At 64.3% G+C, this 19,958-nt stretch carries 16 protein-coding genes; 5 read left to right on the top strand and 11 right to left on the bottom strand.

Features of this window, described 5'->3' with window-relative positions:
- Positions 1 to 120: 120 nt before the first annotated feature.
- From ACIGJC_RS07860 to ACIGJC_RS07845, 4 genes are all read left to right on the top strand, one after another.
- Positions 121 to 1,092, top strand: a complete 972-nt coding sequence (locus ACIGJC_RS07860) for a Bug family tripartite tricarboxylate transporter substrate binding protein (protein ID WP_483711434.1) — start codon at positions 121 to 123, stop codon at positions 1,090 to 1,092.
- A gap of 1 nt (position 1,093) precedes the next feature.
- Positions 1,094 to 3,130, top strand: coding sequence for a 4-oxalomesaconate tautomerase (locus ACIGJC_RS07855; RefSeq protein WP_483711433.1), 2,037 nt, complete (start codon positions 1,094 to 1,096; stop codon positions 3,128 to 3,130).
- A gap of 175 nt (positions 3,131 to 3,305) precedes the next feature.
- Positions 3,306 to 3,506 carry a hypothetical protein gene (locus ACIGJC_RS07850; RefSeq protein WP_483711432.1) on the top strand — a complete coding sequence of 67 codons (201 nt, stop codon included), beginning with the start codon at positions 3,306 to 3,308 and terminating at the stop codon, positions 3,504 to 3,506.
- A gap of 205 nt (positions 3,507 to 3,711) precedes the next feature.
- Positions 3,712 to 4,638: an HpcH/HpaI aldolase/citrate lyase family protein gene (locus tag ACIGJC_RS07845; protein WP_483711431.1), complete on the top strand. Its 927-nt coding sequence runs from the start codon at positions 3,712 to 3,714 to the stop codon at positions 4,636 to 4,638.
- Positions 4,639 to 4,764: 126 nt separating this feature from the next.
- Here the strand turns inward: ACIGJC_RS07845 and ACIGJC_RS07840 are convergent, their stop codons facing one another.
- The 11 genes from ACIGJC_RS07840 to prpB all read right to left on the bottom strand — a co-directional run bounded on the left by ACIGJC_RS07840 (position 4,765) and on the right by prpB (position 17,708).
- Positions 4,765 to 5,496, bottom strand: a complete 732-nt coding sequence (locus ACIGJC_RS07840; protein WP_483711430.1) for an amino acid ABC transporter ATP-binding protein — start codon at positions 5,494 to 5,496, stop codon at positions 4,765 to 4,767.
- Entirely contained in the window at positions 5,477 to 6,133 is a 657-nt protein-coding gene (locus ACIGJC_RS07835; RefSeq protein WP_483711429.1) for an amino acid ABC transporter permease, read from the bottom strand. Before ACIGJC_RS07835 ends, ACIGJC_RS07840 begins: the two co-directional genes overlap by 20 nt.
- Positions 6,130 to 6,798: an amino acid ABC transporter permease gene (locus ACIGJC_RS07830; protein WP_483711428.1), complete on the bottom strand. Its 669-nt coding sequence runs from the start codon at positions 6,796 to 6,798 to the stop codon at positions 6,130 to 6,132. Before ACIGJC_RS07830 ends, ACIGJC_RS07835 begins: the two co-directional genes overlap by 4 nt.
- Before the next feature lie 22 nt (positions 6,799 to 6,820).
- Positions 6,821 to 7,627, bottom strand: coding sequence for a transporter substrate-binding domain-containing protein (locus tag ACIGJC_RS07825; protein WP_483711427.1), 807 nt, complete (start codon positions 7,625 to 7,627; stop codon positions 6,821 to 6,823).
- An 11-nt stretch (positions 7,628 to 7,638) separates the two neighbouring features.
- Positions 7,639 to 8,415 (bottom strand): GntR family transcriptional regulator, encoded by a 777-nt coding sequence (locus tag ACIGJC_RS07820; protein WP_483711426.1) that lies wholly within the window; start codon positions 8,413 to 8,415, stop codon positions 7,639 to 7,641.
- A 284-nt stretch (positions 8,416 to 8,699) separates the two neighbouring features.
- The gene (locus ACIGJC_RS07815) at positions 8,700 to 9,878 is read right to left on the bottom strand and encodes an MFS transporter (protein ID WP_483711425.1); all 1,179 of its coding nucleotides are present in this window, start codon (positions 9,876 to 9,878) and stop codon (positions 8,700 to 8,702) included.
- A 336-nt stretch (positions 9,879 to 10,214) separates the two neighbouring features.
- Positions 10,215 to 11,336 (bottom strand): asparaginase, encoded by a 1,122-nt coding sequence (locus ACIGJC_RS07810; protein WP_483711424.1) that lies wholly within the window; start codon positions 11,334 to 11,336, stop codon positions 10,215 to 10,217.
- 308 nt (positions 11,337 to 11,644) lie between these two features.
- Positions 11,645 to 12,838 carry a 2-methylaconitate cis-trans isomerase PrpF gene (prpF, locus tag ACIGJC_RS07805; protein WP_483711423.1) on the bottom strand — a complete coding sequence of 398 codons (1,194 nt, stop codon included), beginning with the start codon at positions 12,836 to 12,838 and terminating at the stop codon, positions 11,645 to 11,647.
- A 69-nt stretch (positions 12,839 to 12,907) separates the two neighbouring features.
- The gene (acnD, locus tag ACIGJC_RS07800; RefSeq protein ID WP_483711422.1) at positions 12,908 to 15,520 is read right to left on the bottom strand and encodes a Fe/S-dependent 2-methylisocitrate dehydratase AcnD; all 2,613 of its coding nucleotides are present in this window, start codon (positions 15,518 to 15,520) and stop codon (positions 12,908 to 12,910) included.
- Between the two features lie 90 nt (positions 15,521 to 15,610).
- On the bottom strand, positions 15,611 to 16,765 hold the full coding sequence (prpC, locus tag ACIGJC_RS07795; RefSeq protein WP_483711421.1) for a bifunctional 2-methylcitrate synthase/citrate synthase: 1,155 nt from the start codon (positions 16,763 to 16,765) through the stop codon (positions 15,611 to 15,613).
- Between the two features lie 34 nt (positions 16,766 to 16,799).
- Positions 16,800 to 17,708: a methylisocitrate lyase gene (gene prpB / locus ACIGJC_RS07790; protein ID WP_483711420.1), complete on the bottom strand. Its 909-nt coding sequence runs from the start codon at positions 17,706 to 17,708 to the stop codon at positions 16,800 to 16,802.
- A 256-nt stretch (positions 17,709 to 17,964) separates the two neighbouring features.
- Here prpB and prpR point away from each other — a divergent pair, with 256 nt between their 5' ends.
- Positions 17,965 to 19,956, top strand: a complete 1,992-nt coding sequence (prpR, locus tag ACIGJC_RS07785; RefSeq protein ID WP_483711419.1) for a propionate catabolism operon regulatory protein PrpR — start codon at positions 17,965 to 17,967, stop codon at positions 19,954 to 19,956.
- Positions 19,957 to 19,958 lie beyond the last annotated feature (2 nt).

The raw sequence follows: 19,958 nt of genomic DNA, 5'->3' as shown, positions 1-19,958 counted from the left end.
ATCCATAGTGTGCATCAACCGTTCGTAATTATGCAATTCCATAGGTATCAGAAAAGTACGACGATACGTTCGCGGGCCGCAGAGGCCCTCGATCGAACGATAACTAATCGGAGCAGGCAGATGCGGTTGACCCAACGACTCATCCTCGGCAGTCTCGCCATCGCGGCCGCCATGGCCAGCCCGGGTGCCTGGAGCGCCTTCCCGGACAAGCGCATCACCCTGGTCGTGCCCACTGCGGCCGGAGGCGCCAACGACGCGATCGCGCGCGTGGTTGCGCAAGCCATGTCGTCAATTCTCAAGCAGACCGTTGTGGTGGACAACAAGGCCGGCGCCAACGGCGCAATTGCCAGCGAATTCGTGATGCGAGCCCCGCCCGATGGTTACACGCTCTTGCTTGGATACGTCGCCACCCATGCGATGAATCCGGCACTGCAGCGTCTGCGCTACGACCCGGTCAAGGACTTCGTGCCGGTCGGCATGGTCGGGTCGTCGGCGACGGTGATGGTCCTCAATCCCGGGGTGAAGGCGAACGATGCGAAAGCTGTCGTGGCGCTGCTGAAAGCGACGCCGGGCAAGGTCAGCTACGCATCCGCCGGCAATGGGACCGCCCCACACTTTGCCGCCGAGATGTTCAAGCTCTCCACGGGCACCGACATGCTGCACGTGCCGTATAAGGGGTCTGCACCCGCGATCAACGACACCATGGCAGGCCAGACACAAGTGATGTTCCCAAGTCTTTTTACGGCCATTCCTTATATAAAGGGTGGCAAGCTCAAGGTGGTCGGCGTCGCGGGCAGCAAGCGTTCTGCATTGATGCCGAACGTCCCCACACTAAAAGAGCAGGGCATCAATGATGTCGACGTTTCGCAGTGGTATGGAATCTTCGCGCCTGCCAATACCCCAATGCCCGTCGTAGAAGCGTTAAACAAGGCTCTCAACCAAGCACTGGCGGAGAAAAGCGTTGTTCAACGTCTGGAAGGCCAGGGCGCGGAGGTCGCGACGATGACGCCAAGTCAAATGCAAGTATTTATGCAACAGGAGCAAGTGAAATGGAAGGCGGTTGTGCAGGCGGCGAAGTTGAAGGCGGACTGAGATGAGTAAAACTATTCCCTGTGTCCTGATGCGCGCCGGCACCTCTCGCGGACCGTTCTTCCTGCGCGAATGGCTACCGGAAAACGATGAGGAGCGCGACCAGGCGCTGATTGGCGCTATCGGAGCATCGGATCCCCTGCAACTTGACGGCGTTGGAGGCGGCAGCACGCTTAACAGCAAGGTAGCCATTGTGTCACGGTCCGCGCAGCCCGATTGTGACCTGGACTATCTGTTTGTACAGGTGGGGGTGGGGAACTGCTCGGTGGATACGCGCCCCAACTGCGGCAACATGCTGTCAGGCGTCGCGCCTTTTGCCATCGAACAGGGTCTCGTCAAGGTCGAGCGCGACACGACTCGCGTACGCGTGCATAACGTCAATACTGGCGCTCGAATTGACGTGACCGTACGTACGCCGGATGGCCGGATCACCTATGACGGTGACACCCGCATCGACGGCGTCGCTGGAACGGGCGCTCCGATCCTGCTTGATTTTCTGGATGCCTGGGGTGCCGTGACAGGTCAAGTATTCCCAACGGGAAACCGCATCGATGTGATCGACGGCGTCGAGGTGACTTGCATCGACGCGGCCATGCCGCTGATGATTGTCCGGGCTTGCGACCTGGGCGTCAGCGGCCGTGAAGCACCGGCCACGCTTGACAGTGATGCAGCATTGCTGGCGCGACTGGAGACGCTGCGATTGCAAGCCGGCCTGCTGATGGGGCTCGGCGATGTGTCCGACAGCGTCATTCCGAAGCCAGTGTTGGTTAGCGGGGGCGACTCGCGGGACAGCATCACATCGCGCTACTTCACTCCGCGCAAGTGCCATGCCTCTCATGCCGTTACGGGAGCTATCGGCGTGGCCAGCGCCTTCGCATTGTCGGGTACCGTCGCGAGCCAAAACGAGAGGCACTCTGGCCGACATGCCCTCGTGGTGCTTCATCCTGCCGGGCGGATCGAAGTCGAAGTAGAACTGGAAGGCGAGGGTGATGCCACAAAAGTCACTCGTGCAGCGCTTGTTCGAACGGCCCGAAAAATCATGGCTGGTGAACTCCATCTGCCCGACTACGTTTTCTCCCGGCCCGCGCCAATGGCAAAGCCTTCGGTGGGATCGCGAGCGAAGCCTTTGCAAATCATCCTTCCTACACGCGCAGGCGGTGGCAATGACGCTGTGGCTCACCTCATCGGTCCCCGCATCGGGCGGCTGCTGGGACAAGAGGTGGTCATCGATAACCGGGCTGGTGCGAACGGAGGGATAGCCTGCGAGTATGTTGCGCGGGCGGTCCCCGATGGACATACGTTGCTCCTTGGCTACGTGGGAACACATGCAATGAATCCCGCACTTCAGAAGGTTGGGTACGATCCCCTCCGCAGCTTCGCGCCGATAGGTCTCATTGGGTCATCCCCGATATTGTTGGTGGCAAATCCGTCGAACGTGCCGGCTGACGTGGACGCTTTGATCGCCCGCTTGAAACAAGAGCCACATGGTCTGCGCTACGCGTCCGCAGGCGACGGCACACCGCCTCATTTCGGTGCGGAACTCTTCCAGCTTGCCACCGGCACATCGATGCGCTCTCTCACCTTTGACGGCGCTGCGCCGGCAATCGCGTCCACCATCGAAGGGCGCACACAGGTGATGTTTTCAAGCCTGCTCACTGCGTATCGGCCGCTACGGGCCGGGCGCCTTCATGCGCTTTCGGTTGCGGGTCCGCAACGCCTCTCTTGTTTGCCGGAAGTTCCTACCCTGGCTGAAGCGGGGATTTCTGGCGTGCAATTGACACAGTGGTACGCGCTGTTCGCGCCCGCTGGCACTCCCTCCGCTAAGGTGGATGAGCTGAATCAAGTACTGAACGAGGTTTTGCGAGACCCAGACGTCATTGCGGGTTTTGAAAGTTATGGTGCGACGGCGGAGCCAAGCAGTCCGGAGGCGCTGACGGCAAAAGTAGAGTCCGAGCTGACCCGATGGCGGCGCGTCGTTACGGAGTCAAGTCTGGCGCCGGCACTTCCCGCTCCATATCCTCAATTAGCCGACTCGTGTTAACTGCACTGTGATGAGCAGGCCAAGGGATTGCCTACAGTCTTGCAACTGCATATCAGCCGGGTTCCGTGTCGGCTTGAAGGAAGTTGGCAATGATTTCGGCAGACTTGGTCGGCGGAAAAGTGAAAACCGCTTTAAACCCTCTACGGATTCAGCAATAGCAGCAATAGGAGAAGTCATGACCATAGTCGAAGCTCACTTGGGCAGCGAAACGAGGCCGGAGCTGGTATCCCGGCCTTGCTACGCTGTCACGCCGGTTGCGGTTAAGGACCCCGATCCAATGGCCATTTCTTGGAGACGGACACCGACCGAGGTGCTGATGGCGAATTTGAATGACCGGCAAGACGTGACCGATATCGCATTCTTGGGATACAACTAGCCGTTCTCGACGATGGCGAGCTTCGAAAGGTACGCCGCGACTTCCGTAGCGAGCCATAGTCTTCATTTTCTTGCATCTGGTCGACCGCCGTCGCAGTTGGCCGTACTGAGCGGCTGATCAACTGCGCCGCGTCGCACGTGATTGAGCAGCACGACGTGCACGAGGACTCCGTGTTCCACCTTGCCGCCCGCTGAAAGGCACCGCCATGAACATCGCCACCACCTATCTCTTCGTGCCGGGCAATCGGCACGAGCGCTTCGACAAGGCCGTTGCCGCCGGCGCAGACGTGACAATCTTCGATTTGGAGGATGCAGTCCACCCAAACGGCAAGGACGCCGCCCGAGTGGCAATCGCCTCGTGGCTCGCGGCAAGGCGGCTTTCAGGGCAGGCGGCGAATGTCCTTGTCCGGATCAATGACGCCGCCTCGCCTTATTGCAGTGCCGACCTTGAGTGGCTCGCCAGCCTGCCCGCCGGCACGCCGCTGGCCGGGCTAATGGTTCCCAAGGCCGAACAACCTGCGGCGTTGGGCGGCGTCGCCGAGGCGCTGCGCAGGGTCAATCCACACGGGGTACTGGTGGCGCTCATCGAAAGCGCCATTGGGTTGCACCAGGCCGACGCCATCGCCACCGCGCCCGGCGTGGCGCGGCTTGCGTTCGGCTCCATCGACTATGCCGTCGACCTCGGCTGCGAGCACACCCGTGACGCACTGGCCTACGCACGCAGCCGCCTCGTGCTGGCCTCGCGCGTTGCCCGTCTGCCGCCGCCCGTCGACGGCGTGACCACTGCGCTGAAGGATGAGAGCGTTCTGGCCGAGGACGTTGCCTACGCCCGGGAACTCGGCTTCGCGGGTAAGCTGTGTATCCACCCGTCACAGGTGGCCGGCGTGAGGGCGGGCTTTCGGCCGTCCGCGCAGCAGATCGAGTGGGCCCGCCGCGTGATCGAAGCCACCTCGTCCGGCAGCCATGCCGTGCAGGTCGATGGCAAAATGGTCGACCGGCCCGTCATCGAGCAGGCGAAGCGCATCCTCGCGCTGTGCCTGCCACTGGTCGGAAACGTTTCCATGGACACAGTGATCCTCGACGTGACCGATGTTCCGGCCCATGAGCTCGCAGGGGAACGCTCATCACACTAGCCGACGACGCTCTGCATGCGGACAGCCTCGCGCGCCGGAACTATCGGCTACGAGGTCCTGACCCGCCGGGGAATCGCTATTTACGCTCGTACATTAATGATTGAGCGCTGGCCGCGGCATGCCCCTTCAGGCCTCGACCATCCCCAGAAACTGCTGAAGTTCAGGCGTCTGCGGTCGGCCGAACACGTCGTTGGGGGCGCCGGTTTCGTGGACCTTGCCCTGATGCATGAAGACAACACGGTCGCACACCTCCCGCGCGAAGCGCATTTCGTGCGTCACCATCAGCAGCGTCATGCCGTCTGCGGCCAGGCCGCGCACCACCTGCAGCACCTCGTTGACGAGCTCCGGGTCCAAGGCCGAGGTAATCTCATCGCACAGCAGCGCGGTCGGCTGCATGGCGAGCGCGCGCGCAATGGCAACGCGTTGCTGCTGACCGCCAGAGAGCTGGTCGGGGTATGCATCGAACTTGGCGGAAAGCCCCACCCGCGCCAGGTTGAGTTCAGCCAGTTCACGGGCCTTGGCCTCTGGCACCCCCTTGACGGTCATTGGCGACAGCATCACGTTGCGCCCGGCGCTCAGGTGCGGGAAGAGATTGAACTGCTGGAATATCATGCCTACCTTCAGCCGCAGCGCGCGCAGTTGCAGCTCGCTGTCGGCCAGATGAGCACCTGCCACGGTAATGGCGCCCGAATCGATTCGCTCCAGCCCGTTGATGCAACGTAGCAGCGTGCTCTTGCCCGAGCCACTCTTGCCGATGATGGCGATGACTTCGCCAGACTCAACCGAGAGCGACACACCCTTCAGGACCTCGTTGCTGCCAAACGACTTGCGAACCTGATCAATGGCGATGAGCGGCATGGAATCTCCTCTCCAGCATTTTGCTGTATTGCGAAAGCGGCCAGCACAGCGCGAAGTACATCAGCGCGACGGCGGCATACACGGTAAATGGTTGGAACGTGGCGTTCACGATCATGGTGCCCGCCTTCGATAGCTCGGTGAAGCCGATGATCGAGGCCAGCGCCGTGCCCTTGACGACCTGGACGCCAAAGCCAACGGTCGGTGCCACGGCAATCCGCAGGGCCTGTGGCAGGATCACGTAGCGCATCTGCTGCACGTAGTTCATCGCCAGGCTGCCCGATGCCTCCCACTGGCCGCGCGGGATGGCTTCCACACAGCCGCGCCAGATTTCAGCCAGGAAGGCCGATGTCCACAGCGTTAACGCCAGCCCCGCGGCCAGCCACGCGGGCACCTCGATGCCGAACAGCGCAAGACCAAAGAACGCGAGGAACAGCTGCATCAGCAGCGGCGTGCCCTGGAACAGCTCGATATAGCCCCGTGTCAGCCGCCTTGCCCATGGACGCTTGCCGGTACGCAGCAACAGCACGAGCAGGCCAACGACGCCACCGCCTACGAACGCGACCAACGACAGCAACACAGTCCAGCGCGCCGCCAGCAGCAGGTTGCGGACGATATCCCACAACGAAAACTCGATCATCCCGCCCTCCGGGCAAATAACTGCCGGCCAATGCCGCGCAGCAACTGCCGCAGGGCAATCGCCAGCAGCAGATAGATCCCGGTGCTGACCAGATACACCTCGAACGCGCGGAAGTTGCGTCCCTGGATGAAATTGGCCGCGTATGTCAGGTCTTGCGCCGCAATCTGCGAGCAGACCGCGGATCCCAGCATCACAATCACCACCTGGCTCGACAGCGCGGGCCAGATCTTCTGCAATGCCGGGCGCAGCACCACGTGCCGGAACACCTGGAACGGTGACATCGCGAGGCTTGCGCCCGCCTCGAACTGTCCACGCGGTGTGGCAGCCAGACCGGCGCGCACGATCTCGGTACCATAGGCGCCCAGGTTGATGACCATGGCCAGCGATGCCGCCACCATTTCTGGCAGATGCACGCCAAGGCTAGGCAGCCCAAAGAAGATAAAGAACAACTGGATCAGGAACGGTGTGTTCCGGATCAGCTCCACATAGGTGCCGACCACGGCGCGCAGCCAGGCAGGGCCCTGGGTTTTGGCCCAGGCGCCCGCCACGGCGACTGCCACGCCGAGCACACCGCCCGTCAGCGTCAGCTGCGCCGTGACGGCAATGCCTTTTAGCAGCACGTCGGTGTAATCCAGCACCGATACGAAATCGAACGCGTATGCCATGCTTTTTCCTGGGCGGCGCGTGTCAGAGCTGGGCCGGCAGCGGACGCAGCAGCCACTTGATCGACAGCGTATTCAGCGAGCCGTCCTTCTTGGCTTCGGCCAGAATGGCATTGACCTTGTCCTGCAGCGGTTTTTCGCCCTTGTTCAGGCCGATGAAGCACGGCGAATTCTTGATCAGGAACTTGGTCTCCGGCGCCTTGGGCGGGTGCTTGGCAATCAGCGTGGAGGCCACCACGTTGCCGGTGGCAATCAACTGCACCTGTCCCGAAAGGAAGGCCGAGATCGTGGCGTTGTTGTCTTCGTAGCGCTTGATGTTCGCGCTGGCCGGGGCAATCTTGCTCAACTCCAGGTCTTCGACTGCGCCACGCGTGACACCTACGGTCTTGCCCGCCAGATCGACCGCGCTTTTCACGGCAATGTCCGCCGGCCCGAACACACCATTGAAGAAGGGAGCGTAGGCGTCCGAGAAATCAAGCACCTTCTCGCGCTCGGGGTTCTTGCCCATGCTCGAGATCACCAGATCCACCTTGCGCGTCTGCAGATACGGCACGCGGTTGGTACTGGTCACCGGCACCAGTTGCAGCTTTACGCCCATCTTCTTGGCCATCAGCGCGGCCACATCGATATCGAGACCCTGAGGCGTCATGTCGGCCCCCACCGAGCCGAACGGCGGGAAATCCTGCGGCACGGCCACGCGCAGCACGCCGGCCTTGGTGATGTCGGCTAGCGTATCGGCCTGCGCTGGCAACGAGGCCGCGCAAAGACCGGCCAGCAATGCGCACATCAGGCCGCGACGGGAAAACTTCGATTGGGACAGGGCTTGGAACATCGCGTGTTTCCTCAGGTTCGGGATGGGGAAGGGGAGAGAATTTGCGGCGCCTCGGAAACTTCCGCGGCGGGCGTCGTGGCATGTGGCGTGCGCGCCGGATCAACCGGTGCCAGCGCGTGGCGCAGATGTGCGAGTGGATCGGCAGGGCCCACGGCATCGAGACTCGTATGCACTTCGCCCAGATGCTCGGTCATCAGCCGCGCGGCCAGCGCACCATTGCCGTCGGCCAACGCATTGACGATGTCTTCGTGCTGGCTGCATGAGCGGCCGGCATCGGCGGCGGATTGATTGCGGCTGGCTACCAGTGTCGTGCGCGCAGTCAGGTCGCGCAGCGTGTCGACGAGCAGGCCATACCCCAAAGAGGCGCACAGACAAACATGAAAATCGCCCAGCAGGAAGCTGCGCATGCTGGCGTCGTCGCCTAGGAGAGCAGCCTTCTCGCGTGCGATATGGACCTTGAGCGTGTGAATGGCCTGTGCACCGGGCGGACGCTCGGGGCCGATTTCGCGCAACAAGCCGGTTTCGATAATGCGCCGGGCATCAAACGCCGCGCGAATATCCTCGGCGCCCGGTTCCACCAGGAACCAGCCGCGCCGGGAGCTGACGGTCACCATGCCTCGCGCGGCCAGTCGCGACAGCGCCTCTCGCACCAGCGTGCGGCTTACGCCAAACAGCGTGGCGAGTTCCTGCTCGCCCAGGCGAGAGCCGGGCAGCAACTTCTGGCCAAGCATCGCCTCGGTGATGCGATTGGCAATTTCGGCGGGAGAGTTCTCAGTCGTTGCGTTCACGGCTACCAGTTGAGCAAGTGGTATGCCATGCTTGTATGCAAGATATGTCGCCAAAAAGAGGCGTGAATGTCAGTCGGAAGCTAGCATCAACGCCGCTCGACTCCCCAAGGCAGGGAATCGCGCGCCGCGATGGTGCGCGACGCTGGCTCTTTCCCTTTTCGACGACTGATGCCTCATTGGGCAGCGACGAGAGCTGGCTTTTCCAATTGCAAGGCGGGGGCCAGGTGCCAGTACTTGTGCCAAGAAGGCTTGCGACGCGGTTCGCCGTATCGTTCAGCGCTTTCTCAGCGCCGTGCGGTGGCCGCGAGCGCCACCAGCGAGACCAGCGCCAGCCCGCTGCCGGCAACCACGATGCCGGTCCAGCCGAACTGCGTGTAAAGCGTGCTGGCCAGTGCGGAGCCGACCGCGCCGCCGGCAAAGATGGCGGTCATGTACAGCGCATTCAGCCGTCCACGGCTGGCGGGGTCGAGCGCATAGATGGCACGCTGACCCAGCACCATGTTCATTTGCACGGCGAAGTCGAGCACGATGCCGGTCACTGCCAGCCAGTACACGCCGCCCGCGCCGCCGGCCATCCCTGGAATAAAGCCGAGCGCTGCCGCAATCATCGCCGCGTACGACGCAATGCGGGTGTGGCCTGCGTCGGCCAGGCGCCCGGCCACCGGTGCTGCGATGGCACCCAGTGCGCCGACCAGGGCGAAGATGCCGATCTGCGATTGCGACAGCCCGTAGCGGCCCGCCAGCTCCAGCGGCGCGGCGGTCCAGAACAGGCTGAATGCCGCAAACAGCAGGCCCTGGTACAGCGAACGCTGGCGCAACACGGGGTAGCGCGCCAGCAGGTGCCACAGCGACGAGATCAGGCTTGCGTACCTGGCGCGATGCTGGGGCGTACGGCGCGGCAGTGTCGTGGCGATGATTGCGACCGTTGCCAGTGTCATCGCGGCAGCGACATAGAAGACGGCACGCCAGCCGAGGTACTGTGCCAGCAGGCTCGACAACGGACGCGACAGCAGGATGCCGGAAAGCAGACCGCCCATGATCGTGCCGACGGTGCGCCCGCGCAGCGCTTCGGGCGCCAGGTGCGCAGCCAGCGGAATCAGGATCTGCACGCTCACCGAACTCAGGCCCAGCAGCAGTGATACCAGCAGGAACACGCCCGGCTGCGAAGCCGTGGCAGCCCCCACCAGGCTCGCCGTCGCCGCCACGCCGCTGATGGTCAGCAGGCGCCGGTTTTCATGCAGGTCGGCCAGCGGTACCAGGAAGAACAGGCCGATGGCGTAGCCGATCTGGGTCAGCGACACGATCACGCTGGCGCCTTGGGCGGTCAGGCCCACCGTCGGGGCAATCATCTCGATGATGGGCTGGGCGTAATACAGGTTGGCGACCAGCACGCCGGCGCACAGCGAAAACAGCGCGACCAGCGCGCCGGACATCGGGGCGGCCGCATGGGGGAGGGCGTTCATGCCCGGGGAATTTGCGGAGTTCATGGCTTCGGGTATCGGTTCAGTTACGACGCTCGAAGCTTAGGGGGCTATGGGCGTGAGTTGAATCACATCGGGATGCAAGTCTGCGTTGCGCGGCGCGCAACGCCAGCCACGCAGGCATGGCGCCAAATGAGGTCCGATCGATGTAAGGCTCGCGGCATGGGGACCGCACGAGGGCATTCCCCCTATTAACGCAATTAACCGACAGAACAGGATGTCCAAAACGAAAACGCGCCGGATTCTCCGGCGCGCTATCTGCTGCCAGCCCTGAGGCGCTGGCAACCGCTACCACCCGGGGGCTGGTGCCCCCGGGTCTCAGTACTTCCACATGATCTGCTGCAGAACCTTGCTGTCGTTGGTCTTGGTCAGCGCCAGGGCGGTCAGGATGCGCGCCTTCTGCGGCAGCTGGTCATCCGTGACGACCCAGTCGTACTTGTCGTCCGGCTGCTCGGCATTGCGGACCACGACGCCGCTACCGGTGCGCGACGCGCGCACGATCTGCACGCCCTTGGCGCGCGCGGCCTTAAGCGGCTCGACCATGTAGTCGCCGACGCTGCCGTTGCCGGTGGCGGCATAGACGATGGCTTTGGCGCCATTCTTCACCGCGGCATCGATGCTGGCCGGGTTCACGTTGCCATAGGCATAGACCACGGCCACTTCAGGCAGCTTGTCGATCTTGTCGATGTCGAACTCGGTCTGCGTGGTGTGCGGACGGGCAGGCAGGCGGTAGAACAGCGTGCGGCCTTCCACCACATAGCCGAGCGGACCAAACGGCGAGCGGAAGGTCTCGGCCTTGAAGGTGTTGGACTTGGTCACATCGCGGCCGGTGTGGATCTCGTCGTTCAGGACCGCCAGCGTGCCTTTGCCCCGGGATGCCGGGTTGGAAGCCACCACCACGGCGTCGTACAGGTTCAGCGCGCCGTCGGCGCCCAGCGCCGTACCGGGGCGCATCGAGCCGACCACCACCACGGGCTTGTCGCTCTTGAGCGTCAGGTTCAGGAAGTAGGCCGTTTCCTCGATGGTGTCGGTGCCGTGGGTGATGACGATGCCGTCCACGTCAGGCTGCTTGAGCAGTTCCGAAACACGCTTGCCGAGCTTCAGCAGGCGCTCGTTGTTGAAGCTCTCCGAACCGATCTGGAAAATCTGCTCGCCCTTGACGTTGGCGACCTTCGAGATCTCCGGCACCGAGGCGATGATCTTGTCGACCGGCACCACCGCGGATTGATAGGCCGCCGTGTTGGTAGCCGATGCACCGGCGCCAGCGATGGTGCCCCCCGTGCCGATGATGACGATATTGGCCTTGCGGGCCTCTGCCTGGGTCCCGGGCGTGGCCGATGGCTGTGCGGCCGGAGCAAGCTGGGCATGGGCGGTACCGGTGATCAGGCTGGCGGCAAGCAGGGCGGCGGCAAGCGTCGTAGTGCGGGCAAAGCGTTTCATGATTCTCCTCGTGTCGGAGCGGCATGGCGTGCCTTTTGGGCAGGACGCCGCCGTCCATATCTGGTCAGTGACTGCCGGGCAGGGCCTGGGTTTCAGGACCACTGTCGACAGCGGCTGCCACTATAAGGGAGGAGAAATTCTGGCGGGAAGGGGCGATACCCGGGTTATGCCGATTCGGCATGAACCCGGTATCTTGATAACTCAACTCACATAAAAGGCGAGCGGGTCATGCGGCACCGTCCAGGGTGGACGTGCCTGGTATCAGGCACCGCGTGGCGGCCCGCGCCGGAAACGGGTCCCGGCGCACGTCAGAACGCGTCGCCCGGTACGCGTACCCAGCCTTCCATCAGTACACGGGCGCTGCGGCTCATGATGGCCTTGGTGACGGTCCAGTCGCCGTTGGACTGGCTGGCTTCGGCGCCCACGCGCAGCGTGCCCGACGGATGGCCGAAGCGGACCGCATTGCGTTCGCCACCGCCAGCGGCAAGGTTCACCAGTGTGCCCGGAATCGCCGCCGCGGTACCGATGGCCACGGCTGCCGTGCCCATCATGGCATGGTGCAGCTTGCCCATCGACAGCGCCCGCACCAGCAGGTCCACGTCGCCGGCGCCGACCGGCTTGCCGCTGGACGCAACATAGTCCTTCGGCTTGGCGACGAAGGCGACCTTGGGCGTGTGCTGGCGCTTGGCCGCTTCGTCGACGTTCTTGATCAGGCCCATGCGCACGGCGCCGTAGGCGCGGATGGTCTCGAACATCGCCAGCGCCTTCGGGTCGCCGTTGATGGCGTCCTGCAGTTCGGTGCCGGTGTAGCCGATGGCTTCCGCATTGACGAAGATCGTCGGGATGCCGGCATTGATCATGGTCGCCTTGAACGTGCCGACGCCCGGCACTTCGAGGTCGTCCACCAGGTTGCCGGTCGGGAACATTGCGCCGCCGCCATCGCCGTCCTCGTCGGCGGCCGGGTCCATGAATTCGAGCTGGACTTCGGCGGCAGGGAAGGTCACACCATCCAGTTCGAAGTCGCCGGTTTCCTGTACTTCACCGTTGGTGATGGGCACGTGGGCGATGATGGTCTTGCCGATGTTCGCCTGCCAGATGCGTACGACAGCCGTGCCGTTCTGCGGCACGCGCGATGCATCGACAAGGCCGCCGCTGATCGCGAACGGGCCGACGGCGGCCGACAGGTTGCCGCAGTTGCCGCTCCAGTCGACAAAGGGCTGGTCGATCGAGACCTGGCCGAACAGGTAGTCGACGTCGTGGTCCGGGCGGCTGCTCTTCGACACGATCACGGTCTTGCTGGTGCTCGACGTGGCGGCACCCATGCCGTCGATCTGCTTGCCGTACGGATCCGGGCTGCCGATCACGCGCATCAGCAGCGCATCGCGCGCCTTGCCGGGGACCTGGGCGGTCGCGGGCAGGTCTTGCAGGCGGAAGAACACGCCCTTGCTGGTGCCACCGCGAATGTAGGTGGCGGGAATCTTGATCTGGGGTACGTGGGCCATGGAAGTCTTTGTCCTGGTCAAAACTGCAGCGGGCGGTACGTTGCCGCACCGCCCGCTCATCTCGCTACCTTAAGCAGCCGCTTTCGCGGATTCAAGGAAGTCCTGCGCGAAGCGCTGCAGCACGCCGCCGGCTTCGTAGATCGACACTTCCTCGTCGCTGTCCAGGCGGCACGTCACCGGCACTTCGACGCGTTCGCCGTTGCGGCGGTGGATCACCAGCGTCAGGTCGGCGCGCGGCTGGCGCTCGCCGGTCACGTCGTAGGTCTCGGTGCCGTCCAGGCCCAGCGTCAGGCGGTTCACGCCCGGCTTGAACTCCAGCGGCAGCACGCCCATGCCGATCAGGTTGGTGCGGTGGATGCGCTCGAAGCCTTCGGCGACGATGACTTCCACGCCTGCCAGGCGCACGCCCTTGGCTGCCCAGTCGCGCGACGAGCCCTGGCCGTAGTCCGCACCCGCGACGATGATCAGCGGCTGCTTGCGGTCCATGTAGGTCTCGATGGCTTCCCACATGCGCACGACCTTGCCTTCCGGCTCGACGCGTGCCAGCGATCCCTTCTTGACCTGGCCGTCGACCACAGCCATTTCGTTGATCAGCGTCGGGTTGGCAAACGTTGCGCGCTGCGCCGTCAGGTGGTCGCCGCGGTGGGTCGCGTAGGAGTTGAAGTCTTCCTCCGGCAGGCCCATCTTGGCGAGGTATTCACCCGCTGCGCTGTTGGCCAGGATCGCGTTCGACGGCGACAGGTGGTCGGTGGTGATGTTATCGCCGAGCACCGCCAGCGGACGCAGGCCCTTGAGCGTGCGTTCGCCGGCCAGCGCGCCTTCCCAGTACGGCGGACGGCGGATGTACGTGCTCTGTGCGCGCCAGTCGTACAGCGGGCTGATTTGCTCGCCGCTTTGCGCGGTGATCGCGAACATCGGCTCGTAGACCTTGCGGAACTGCTCGGGCTTCACGCTTTGCGCGACGATGGCGTCGATCTCTTCGTCGCTCGGCCAGATGTCCTTCAGGTACACCGGCTTGCCTTCCTTGTCGGTGCCCAGCACATCGCGTTCGATGTCGAAGCGCATGGTGCCTGCGATGGCGTAGGCCACCACCAGCGGCGGCGAAGCCAGGAAGGCTTGCTTGGCGTACGGGTGAATGCGGCCGTCGAAGTTGCGGTTGCCGGACAGCACGGCCGTGGCGTACAGGTCGCGGTCGATGATTTCCTGCTGGATCTTCGGATCGAGCGCGCCCGACATGCCGTTGCAGGTCGTGCAGGCGAAGGCGACGATGCCGAAGCCGAGCGCTTCCAGGTCCGGCAGCAGCTTCGATTCTTCCAGGTACAGCTCGACCGCCTTCGATCCCGGCGCCAGCGACGACTTCACCCACGGCTTGCGGGTCAGGCCGCGCGCGTTGGCGTTGCGCGCCAGCAGCGCGGCGGCAATCACGTTGCGCGGGTTGCTGGTGTTGGTGCAGCTGGTGATGGCTGCGATGATCACGGCGCCATCAGGCATCAGGCCTTCAGCTTCCTGCGCCTGGGCCTTGTCCAGGTCGACAGCGATGCCGCGCTCGGCCAGTGCGGAAGTCGGCAGGCGCTTGTGCGGGTTCGACGGGCCGGCCATGTTGCGCACGACGCTCGACAGGTCGAACTTCAGCACGCGCTCGTACTCGGCGTGCTTCAGCGAGTCGGCCCACAGGCCGGCGGTCTTCGCATAAGTCTCGACCAGCTTGACTTGCTCGTCTTCGCGGCCGGTCAGGCGCAGGTAGTCCAGCGTCTGGTTGTCGATGAAGAACATCGCGGCCGTGGCGCCGTATTCCGGGGCCATGTTGGAGATCGTGGCACGGTCGCCCAGCGTCAGGCTGGAGGCACCTTCGCCACGGAATTCCAGGTAGGCGCCGACGACCTTTTCCTTGCGCAGGAATTCCGTCAGGGCCAGCACGATGTCAGTGGCGGTGATGCCAGGCTGGCGCTTGCCGGTCAGCTCCACGCCGACGATGTCGGGCAGGCGCATCCACGAAGCGCGGCCCAGCATGACGTTCTCGGCTTCCAGGCCGCCCACGCCGATGGCGATCACGCCCAGCGCGTCCACGTGCGGCGTGTGGCTGTCGGTGCCGACGCAGGTATCGGGGTACGCCACGCCCTTGTCAGCGTGGATCACCGGCGACATCTTCTCCAGGTTGATCTGGTGCATGATGCCGTTGCCCGGCGGGATCACGTCGACGTTCTCGAAGGCCTTCTTGGTCCAGTTGATGAAGTCGAAGCGGTCTTCGTTGCGGCGATCCTCGATGGCGCGGTTCTTGGCGAACGCGTCCGGGTCGAAGCCGCCACACTCCACGGCCAGCGAGTGGTCGACGATCAGTTGCACCGGCACCACCGGGTTGACCTTGGCGGGGTCGCCGCCCTGGTCCGCAATGGCGTCGCGCAGGCCGGCCAGGTCCACCAGCGCGGTCTGGCCAAGGATGTCATGGCAGACCACGCGCGCGGGGAACCACGGGAAATCCAGCTCGCGCTTGCGCTCGATGAGCTGTTTCAGCGAATCGGTCAGCGTGGCCGGGTCGCAGCGGCGCACAAGGTTCTCGGCCAGCACGCGCGACGTGTAGGGCAGCTTGTCATAGGCACCCGGCTGGATTGCCTCGACGGCTTCGCGCGCGTCAAAGAAATCCAGCTTGGTGCCCGGCAGTGGTTTGCGGTGTGCAGTGTTCATGGCGTGGGGAGGAATACGGGGTAATGCACAAGGACGCGTGGAGCAGGGCGCAAGCGCCCCGATCCACGTTCCCCAGTCAGCGCGATGTGATCAGCGCTTCTCGATCGGCACGAACTCCAGGTTCTCAGGACCAGTGTAGTTGGCGCTCGGGCGGATGATCTTGTTGTCGATGCGCTGCTCGATGATGTGCGCAGCCCAGCCCGACGTACGCGCGATCACGAACAGCGGCGTGAACATCGCGGTCGGCACGCCCATCATGTGATAGCTCACGGCGCTGAACCAGTCCAGGTTCGGGAACATCTTCTTGATATCCCACATCACCGTTTCCAGGCGCTCGGCGATGTCGAACATCTTCATCGAGCCGGCTTCCTTCGACAGTTCGCGCGCGGTGGCCTTGATGACCTGGTTGCGCGGGTCGGCAATGGTGTACACCGGATGGCCGAAGCCGATCACGACTTCCTTGTTCTCCACGCGGCGGCGGATATCCGCCTCGGCTTCGTCGGCGTTGTCGTAGCGTTTCTGGATCTCGAAGGCCACTTCATTGGCGCCGCCGTGCTTGGGGCCGCGCAGCGCGCCGATCGCGCCGCAGATGGCCGAATACATGTCCGAGCCCGTGCCGGCGATGACGCGGCCGGTGAAGGTCGATGCGTTGAACTCGTGCTCCGCGTACAGGATCATCGAGGTGTGCATCGCGCGTTCCCACTGGGCCGACGGCTTCTTGCCGTGCAGCAGGTGCAGGAAGTGGGCGCCGATGGAGTCATCGTCGGTTTCGACTTCGATGCGGCGGCCGTTGTGGCTGAAGTGGTACCAGTACAGCAGCATCGAGCCCAGGCTGGCCATCAGCTGGTCGGCGATGTCGCGCGCGCCCGGGGTGTTGTGGTCGTCCTTCTCCGGCAGCACGGTGCCCAGCACCGACACGCCGGTGCGCATCACGTCCATCGGGTGGGCCGAGGCCGGCACGCATTCCAGCGCGGCCTTGACGTTGGCGGGCAGGCCGCGCAGCGACTTCAGCCTGGTCTTGTACGCGGCCAGTTCGGCCTTGTTCGGCAGCTTGCCGTGGACCAGCAGGTGGGCGATTTCCTCGAACTCGCAGGCATCGGCCACGTCCAGGATGTCATAGCCGCGGTAGTGCAGGTCGTTGCCGGTACGGCCAACGGTGCACAGGGCGGTGTTACCGGCGGTCACGCCCGACAGGGCAACGGACTTCTTGGGCTTCGGGGTGGCGATCGGTTGTGCTTCGGACATCAGGGTCTCCTTGTGAGGTACGGTTCGGCTGGCCTTACTTGGCCTTGCCCTGGGCAAACAGGGCGTCGAGTTTCTGTTCGTAGGCGTGGTAGCCGATGCTCTCGTAGAGTTCCGAGCGCGTCTGCATGGTGTCGACCACGTTCTTCTGGGTGCCGTCGCGGCGGATGGCGGTGTAGACGTTCTCGGCGGCCTTGTTCATGGCGCGGAAGGCCGACAGCGGGTACAGGACCATCGACACGCCCGAGCCGGCGAGTTCATCCGTGGTGAACAGCGGCGTGGCGCCGAATTCGGTGATGTTGGCCAGCACCGGCACCTTCACTGCGTCCACGAACTTGCGGTACATGGCCAGGTCGGTCATGGCTTCCGGGAAGATCGCGTCGGCGCCTGCCTCGACGCATGCCACGGCGCGCTCGATGGCGCTTTCCAAGCCTTCCACGGCCAGCGCGTCGGTGCGCGCCATGATCACGAAATTCTCGTCGGTACGCGCATCGACGGCAGCCTTGATGCGGTCGACCATTTCGCCCTGAGTGACGATTTCCTTGTTCGGACGATGGCCGCAGCGCTTGGCGCCGACCTGGTCTTCAATGTGCATGGCCCCGGCGCCGGCCTTGATCAGCGAGCTGGTGGTGCGGGCCACATTGAAGGCCGACGAACCGAAGCCGGTGTCGACATCGACCAGCAGCGGCACATCGCATACGTCGCTGATGCGGCGCACGTCGATCAGCACGTCTTCCAGGCCCGAGATGCCCAGGTCGGGCAGGCCCAGCGAGCCCGCGGCCACGCCGCCGCCCGACAGGTAGATGGCGCGGTAGCCAGCGCGCTTGGCCAGCAGGGCGTGGTTGGCGTTGATGGTGCCCACCACTTGCAGCGGATGCTCTTCGGCCAGGGCCTGGCGGAAGCGGGCGCCGGCCGAGCGGGCCAGGTCGGATGCGGAATAGGTCATGGTGCGGTGTCTCGTTGTCAGGGGCAATGATGGAACGGGACCAATAACGCAAGCGCTATGCCAGCCCCTCGGACCAACCTTGCGCGCGTCCTTAACTAATTGATTTTATGGATAATTTTGATACAAGCGGTGAGTGTTCAACGGCGCGGAAAGGCATTTCATCGCACTATTGCATTGCATGCGTGGAATTCGAATTTCACGATTGAAATTCATATCCCGGGCGGGCACAATAGCAGCACTTTACCGTCGAAGCACCATGCCACCCTCAGCCTCTCCTTCCGGCCTGCCGCGCATCTGGGCCCTGGGCATCAGCCGCCTGCAGCGCGCCTTCGCGGAACTGATTCCAGCCTATTCTCACCTGGCCGAGTTCCGCATCGTCGGCCGTGCCTACGACTCCGCGGCCGACGCCATTCGGCGCGAGGCGCGCGAAGGCAAGCTCGACGTCGTGGTATCGGGCGGCTCCAATGGCGCCTACTTGCGCCAGCACGTGGACCTTCCGGTCGTGCTGGTCAAGGTGACCGGTTTCGACGTGATGAGCGCATTGGCGACCGCTCGGCGCATCTCGCCCCATGTGGCGCTCGTGACGCACGCGTCCACGTACGCCGAGGTCGACGAATTCACGCGTGCGTTTTCGCTGTCGATCCCCGCGTACACCTATCTGACCGAGGACGACGCCACCGCGCGGGTGCAGACGCTCAAGCAGGAAGGCGTGAAAGTGGTGGTCGGCCCTGGCCTGGTGACCGACCTGGCGGACCGGCTCGGCCTGATCGGCGTGTTCCTGTACTCGGGCAATTCCGTGCGCATGGCGCTGGAGGATGCCATCGAGGCGGCACGCCTGCGGCGCATCGAGTCGGGGCGCCGCGACTACGTCAATAACATCCTCGCGCACCTCAACGAGGGCGTGGCCGCGGTCGACGGCGAAGGCCGCATCCAGTCATTCAACCCGGCGATGGAGCGTTTCCTCGGCACACCGGCCGCGAGTGCGGTCGGACGCAAGCTGCAGGCGCTGTCGCCGGGTCTGTCGCTGGATGACGTGATCCAGAGCGGCGCGAAGGAACTCGAGGCGATCCAGAAAGTGGGCGACCGCATGGTCGTGGTCAATCGCATCCCGCTCGTCAACGAGTCGGGTACCACGGGTGCGCTGCTGACCCTGCAGGACGCGACCGCCATCCAGCGCGTGGACCGCAACCTGCGCTCGCGCAGCCGGACGCGGCTGCCCGGGGTGCGCTACAGCCTGGAAGACCTGGCTGGCACTTCGGACGCCATGGCGCACTTGCGCGATCTGGCGCGGCGTTATGCGGCCGTCGATTCCACCGTGCTGATCGGCGGCGAGAGCGGCACCGGCAAGGAGGTGCTGGCGCAGGGCATGCACGACGCCAGCCCGCGCCGCGCCTTCCCGTTCGTGGCCGTCAACTGCGCGGCGTTCCCCGAGGCGCTGCTCGAAAGCGAACTGTTCGGCTATGAAGAGGGCGCGTTTACCGGCGCACGGCGCGGCGGCAAGGCGGGCCTGTTCGAGTCGGCCCACAACGGCACGCTGTTCCTTGACGAGGTTGGCGACATGCCGCTGGCGCTGCAGACGCGACTGCTGCGTGTGCTGCAGGAAAAGCAGGTGCTGCCGATCGGCGGGCTTGAGGCCGTGCCGGTCAACGTGCGCGTGATCGCCGCCACGCACCGCGATCTCCCGCAGCGCGTGCGCGAAGGCAGCTTCCGCCAGGACCTTTACTACCGGCTCAACATCCTGCGCATCGAGGTGCCGCCGCTGCGCGAGCGCGCCGGGGACTTGCCGGAACTCGCGGACCTGCTCTACCGGCGCGCGCTGGAACGTCTGGGGCTGGAGCATCAGGAGGGCCTGCCGGAGGTCGCTCGCCTGCGCCTGGCTGGCTATCACTGGCCGGGCAATATCCGTGAACTGGAAAACGTCACCGAGCGCATTGCGGTGCTCGTGGCGGGCCGCCCGCTGGAGCCCGCCGAACTGCAGCGCGAACTGCATGCCGCGGTGCCGGAATTGTTCGGCGATGATGTGGGGACAGCACCCGAGGCGCGGATTTTCGTCGACATCCCCGCGCAGGAAAGCACGCGCAGCAGCCCTGGGCGCCGTGTCGGCCGTTCGCTGGCGGGTGTCGCGCAGGCGAGCGAGACCGAGCATATCCGCCGGGTGCTGGCCGAATGCGGCGGCGATCGCAATGCGGCCTGCCATATCCTGGGGATCAGCCCCACCACGCTGTGGCGGCGACTCAAGGCGGATTGAAG

The sequence above is a fragment of the Cupriavidus sp. C3SS-1 genome (assembly GCF_057073755.1).
This window is presented reverse-complemented; position numbering and strand designations above follow the sequence as displayed.

What these genes read in the sequence shown, in the direction of transcription:
- prpB (WP_483711420.1), bottom strand. Translation starts at nt 17,708, where the DNA reads ATGACCTATTCCGCATCCGACCTGGCCCGCTCGGCCGGCGCCCGCTTC.
- ACIGJC_RS07840 (WP_483711430.1), bottom strand. Translation starts at nt 5,496, where the DNA reads ATGCCGCTCATCGCCATTGATCAGGTTCGCAAGTCGTTTGGCAGCAAC.
- ACIGJC_RS07850 (WP_483711432.1), top strand. Translation starts at nt 3,306, where the DNA reads ATGACCATAGTCGAAGCTCACTTGGGCAGCGAAACGAGGCCGGAGCTG.
- ACIGJC_RS07855 (WP_483711433.1), top strand. Translation starts at nt 1,094, where the DNA reads ATGAGTAAAACTATTCCCTGTGTCCTGATGCGCGCCGGCACCTCTCGC.
- ACIGJC_RS07815 (WP_483711425.1), bottom strand. Translation starts at nt 9,878, where the DNA reads ATGAACGCCCTCCCCCATGCGGCCGCCCCGATGTCCGGCGCGCTGGTC.
- ACIGJC_RS07845 (WP_483711431.1), top strand. Translation starts at nt 3,712, where the DNA reads ATGAACATCGCCACCACCTATCTCTTCGTGCCGGGCAATCGGCACGAG.
- ACIGJC_RS07860 (WP_483711434.1), top strand. Translation starts at nt 121, where the DNA reads ATGCGGTTGACCCAACGACTCATCCTCGGCAGTCTCGCCATCGCGGCC.
- ACIGJC_RS07830 (WP_483711428.1), bottom strand. Translation starts at nt 6,798, where the DNA reads ATGGCATACGCGTTCGATTTCGTATCGGTGCTGGATTACACCGACGTG.
- ACIGJC_RS07810 (WP_483711424.1), bottom strand. Translation starts at nt 11,336, where the DNA reads ATGAAACGCTTTGCCCGCACTACGACGCTTGCCGCCGCCCTGCTTGCC.
- acnD (WP_483711422.1), bottom strand. Translation starts at nt 15,520, where the DNA reads ATGAACACTGCACACCGCAAACCACTGCCGGGCACCAAGCTGGATTTC.
- prpC (WP_483711421.1), bottom strand. Translation starts at nt 16,765, where the DNA reads ATGTCCGAAGCACAACCGATCGCCACCCCGAAGCCCAAGAAGTCCGTT.
- prpF (WP_483711423.1), bottom strand. Translation starts at nt 12,838, where the DNA reads ATGGCCCACGTACCCCAGATCAAGATTCCCGCCACCTACATTCGCGGT.
- prpR (WP_483711419.1), top strand. Translation starts at nt 17,965, where the DNA reads ATGCCACCCTCAGCCTCTCCTTCCGGCCTGCCGCGCATCTGGGCCCTG.
- ACIGJC_RS07835 (WP_483711429.1), bottom strand. Translation starts at nt 6,133, where the DNA reads ATGATCGAGTTTTCGTTGTGGGATATCGTCCGCAACCTGCTGCTGGCG.
- ACIGJC_RS07825 (WP_483711427.1), bottom strand. Translation starts at nt 7,627, where the DNA reads ATGTTCCAAGCCCTGTCCCAATCGAAGTTTTCCCGTCGCGGCCTGATG.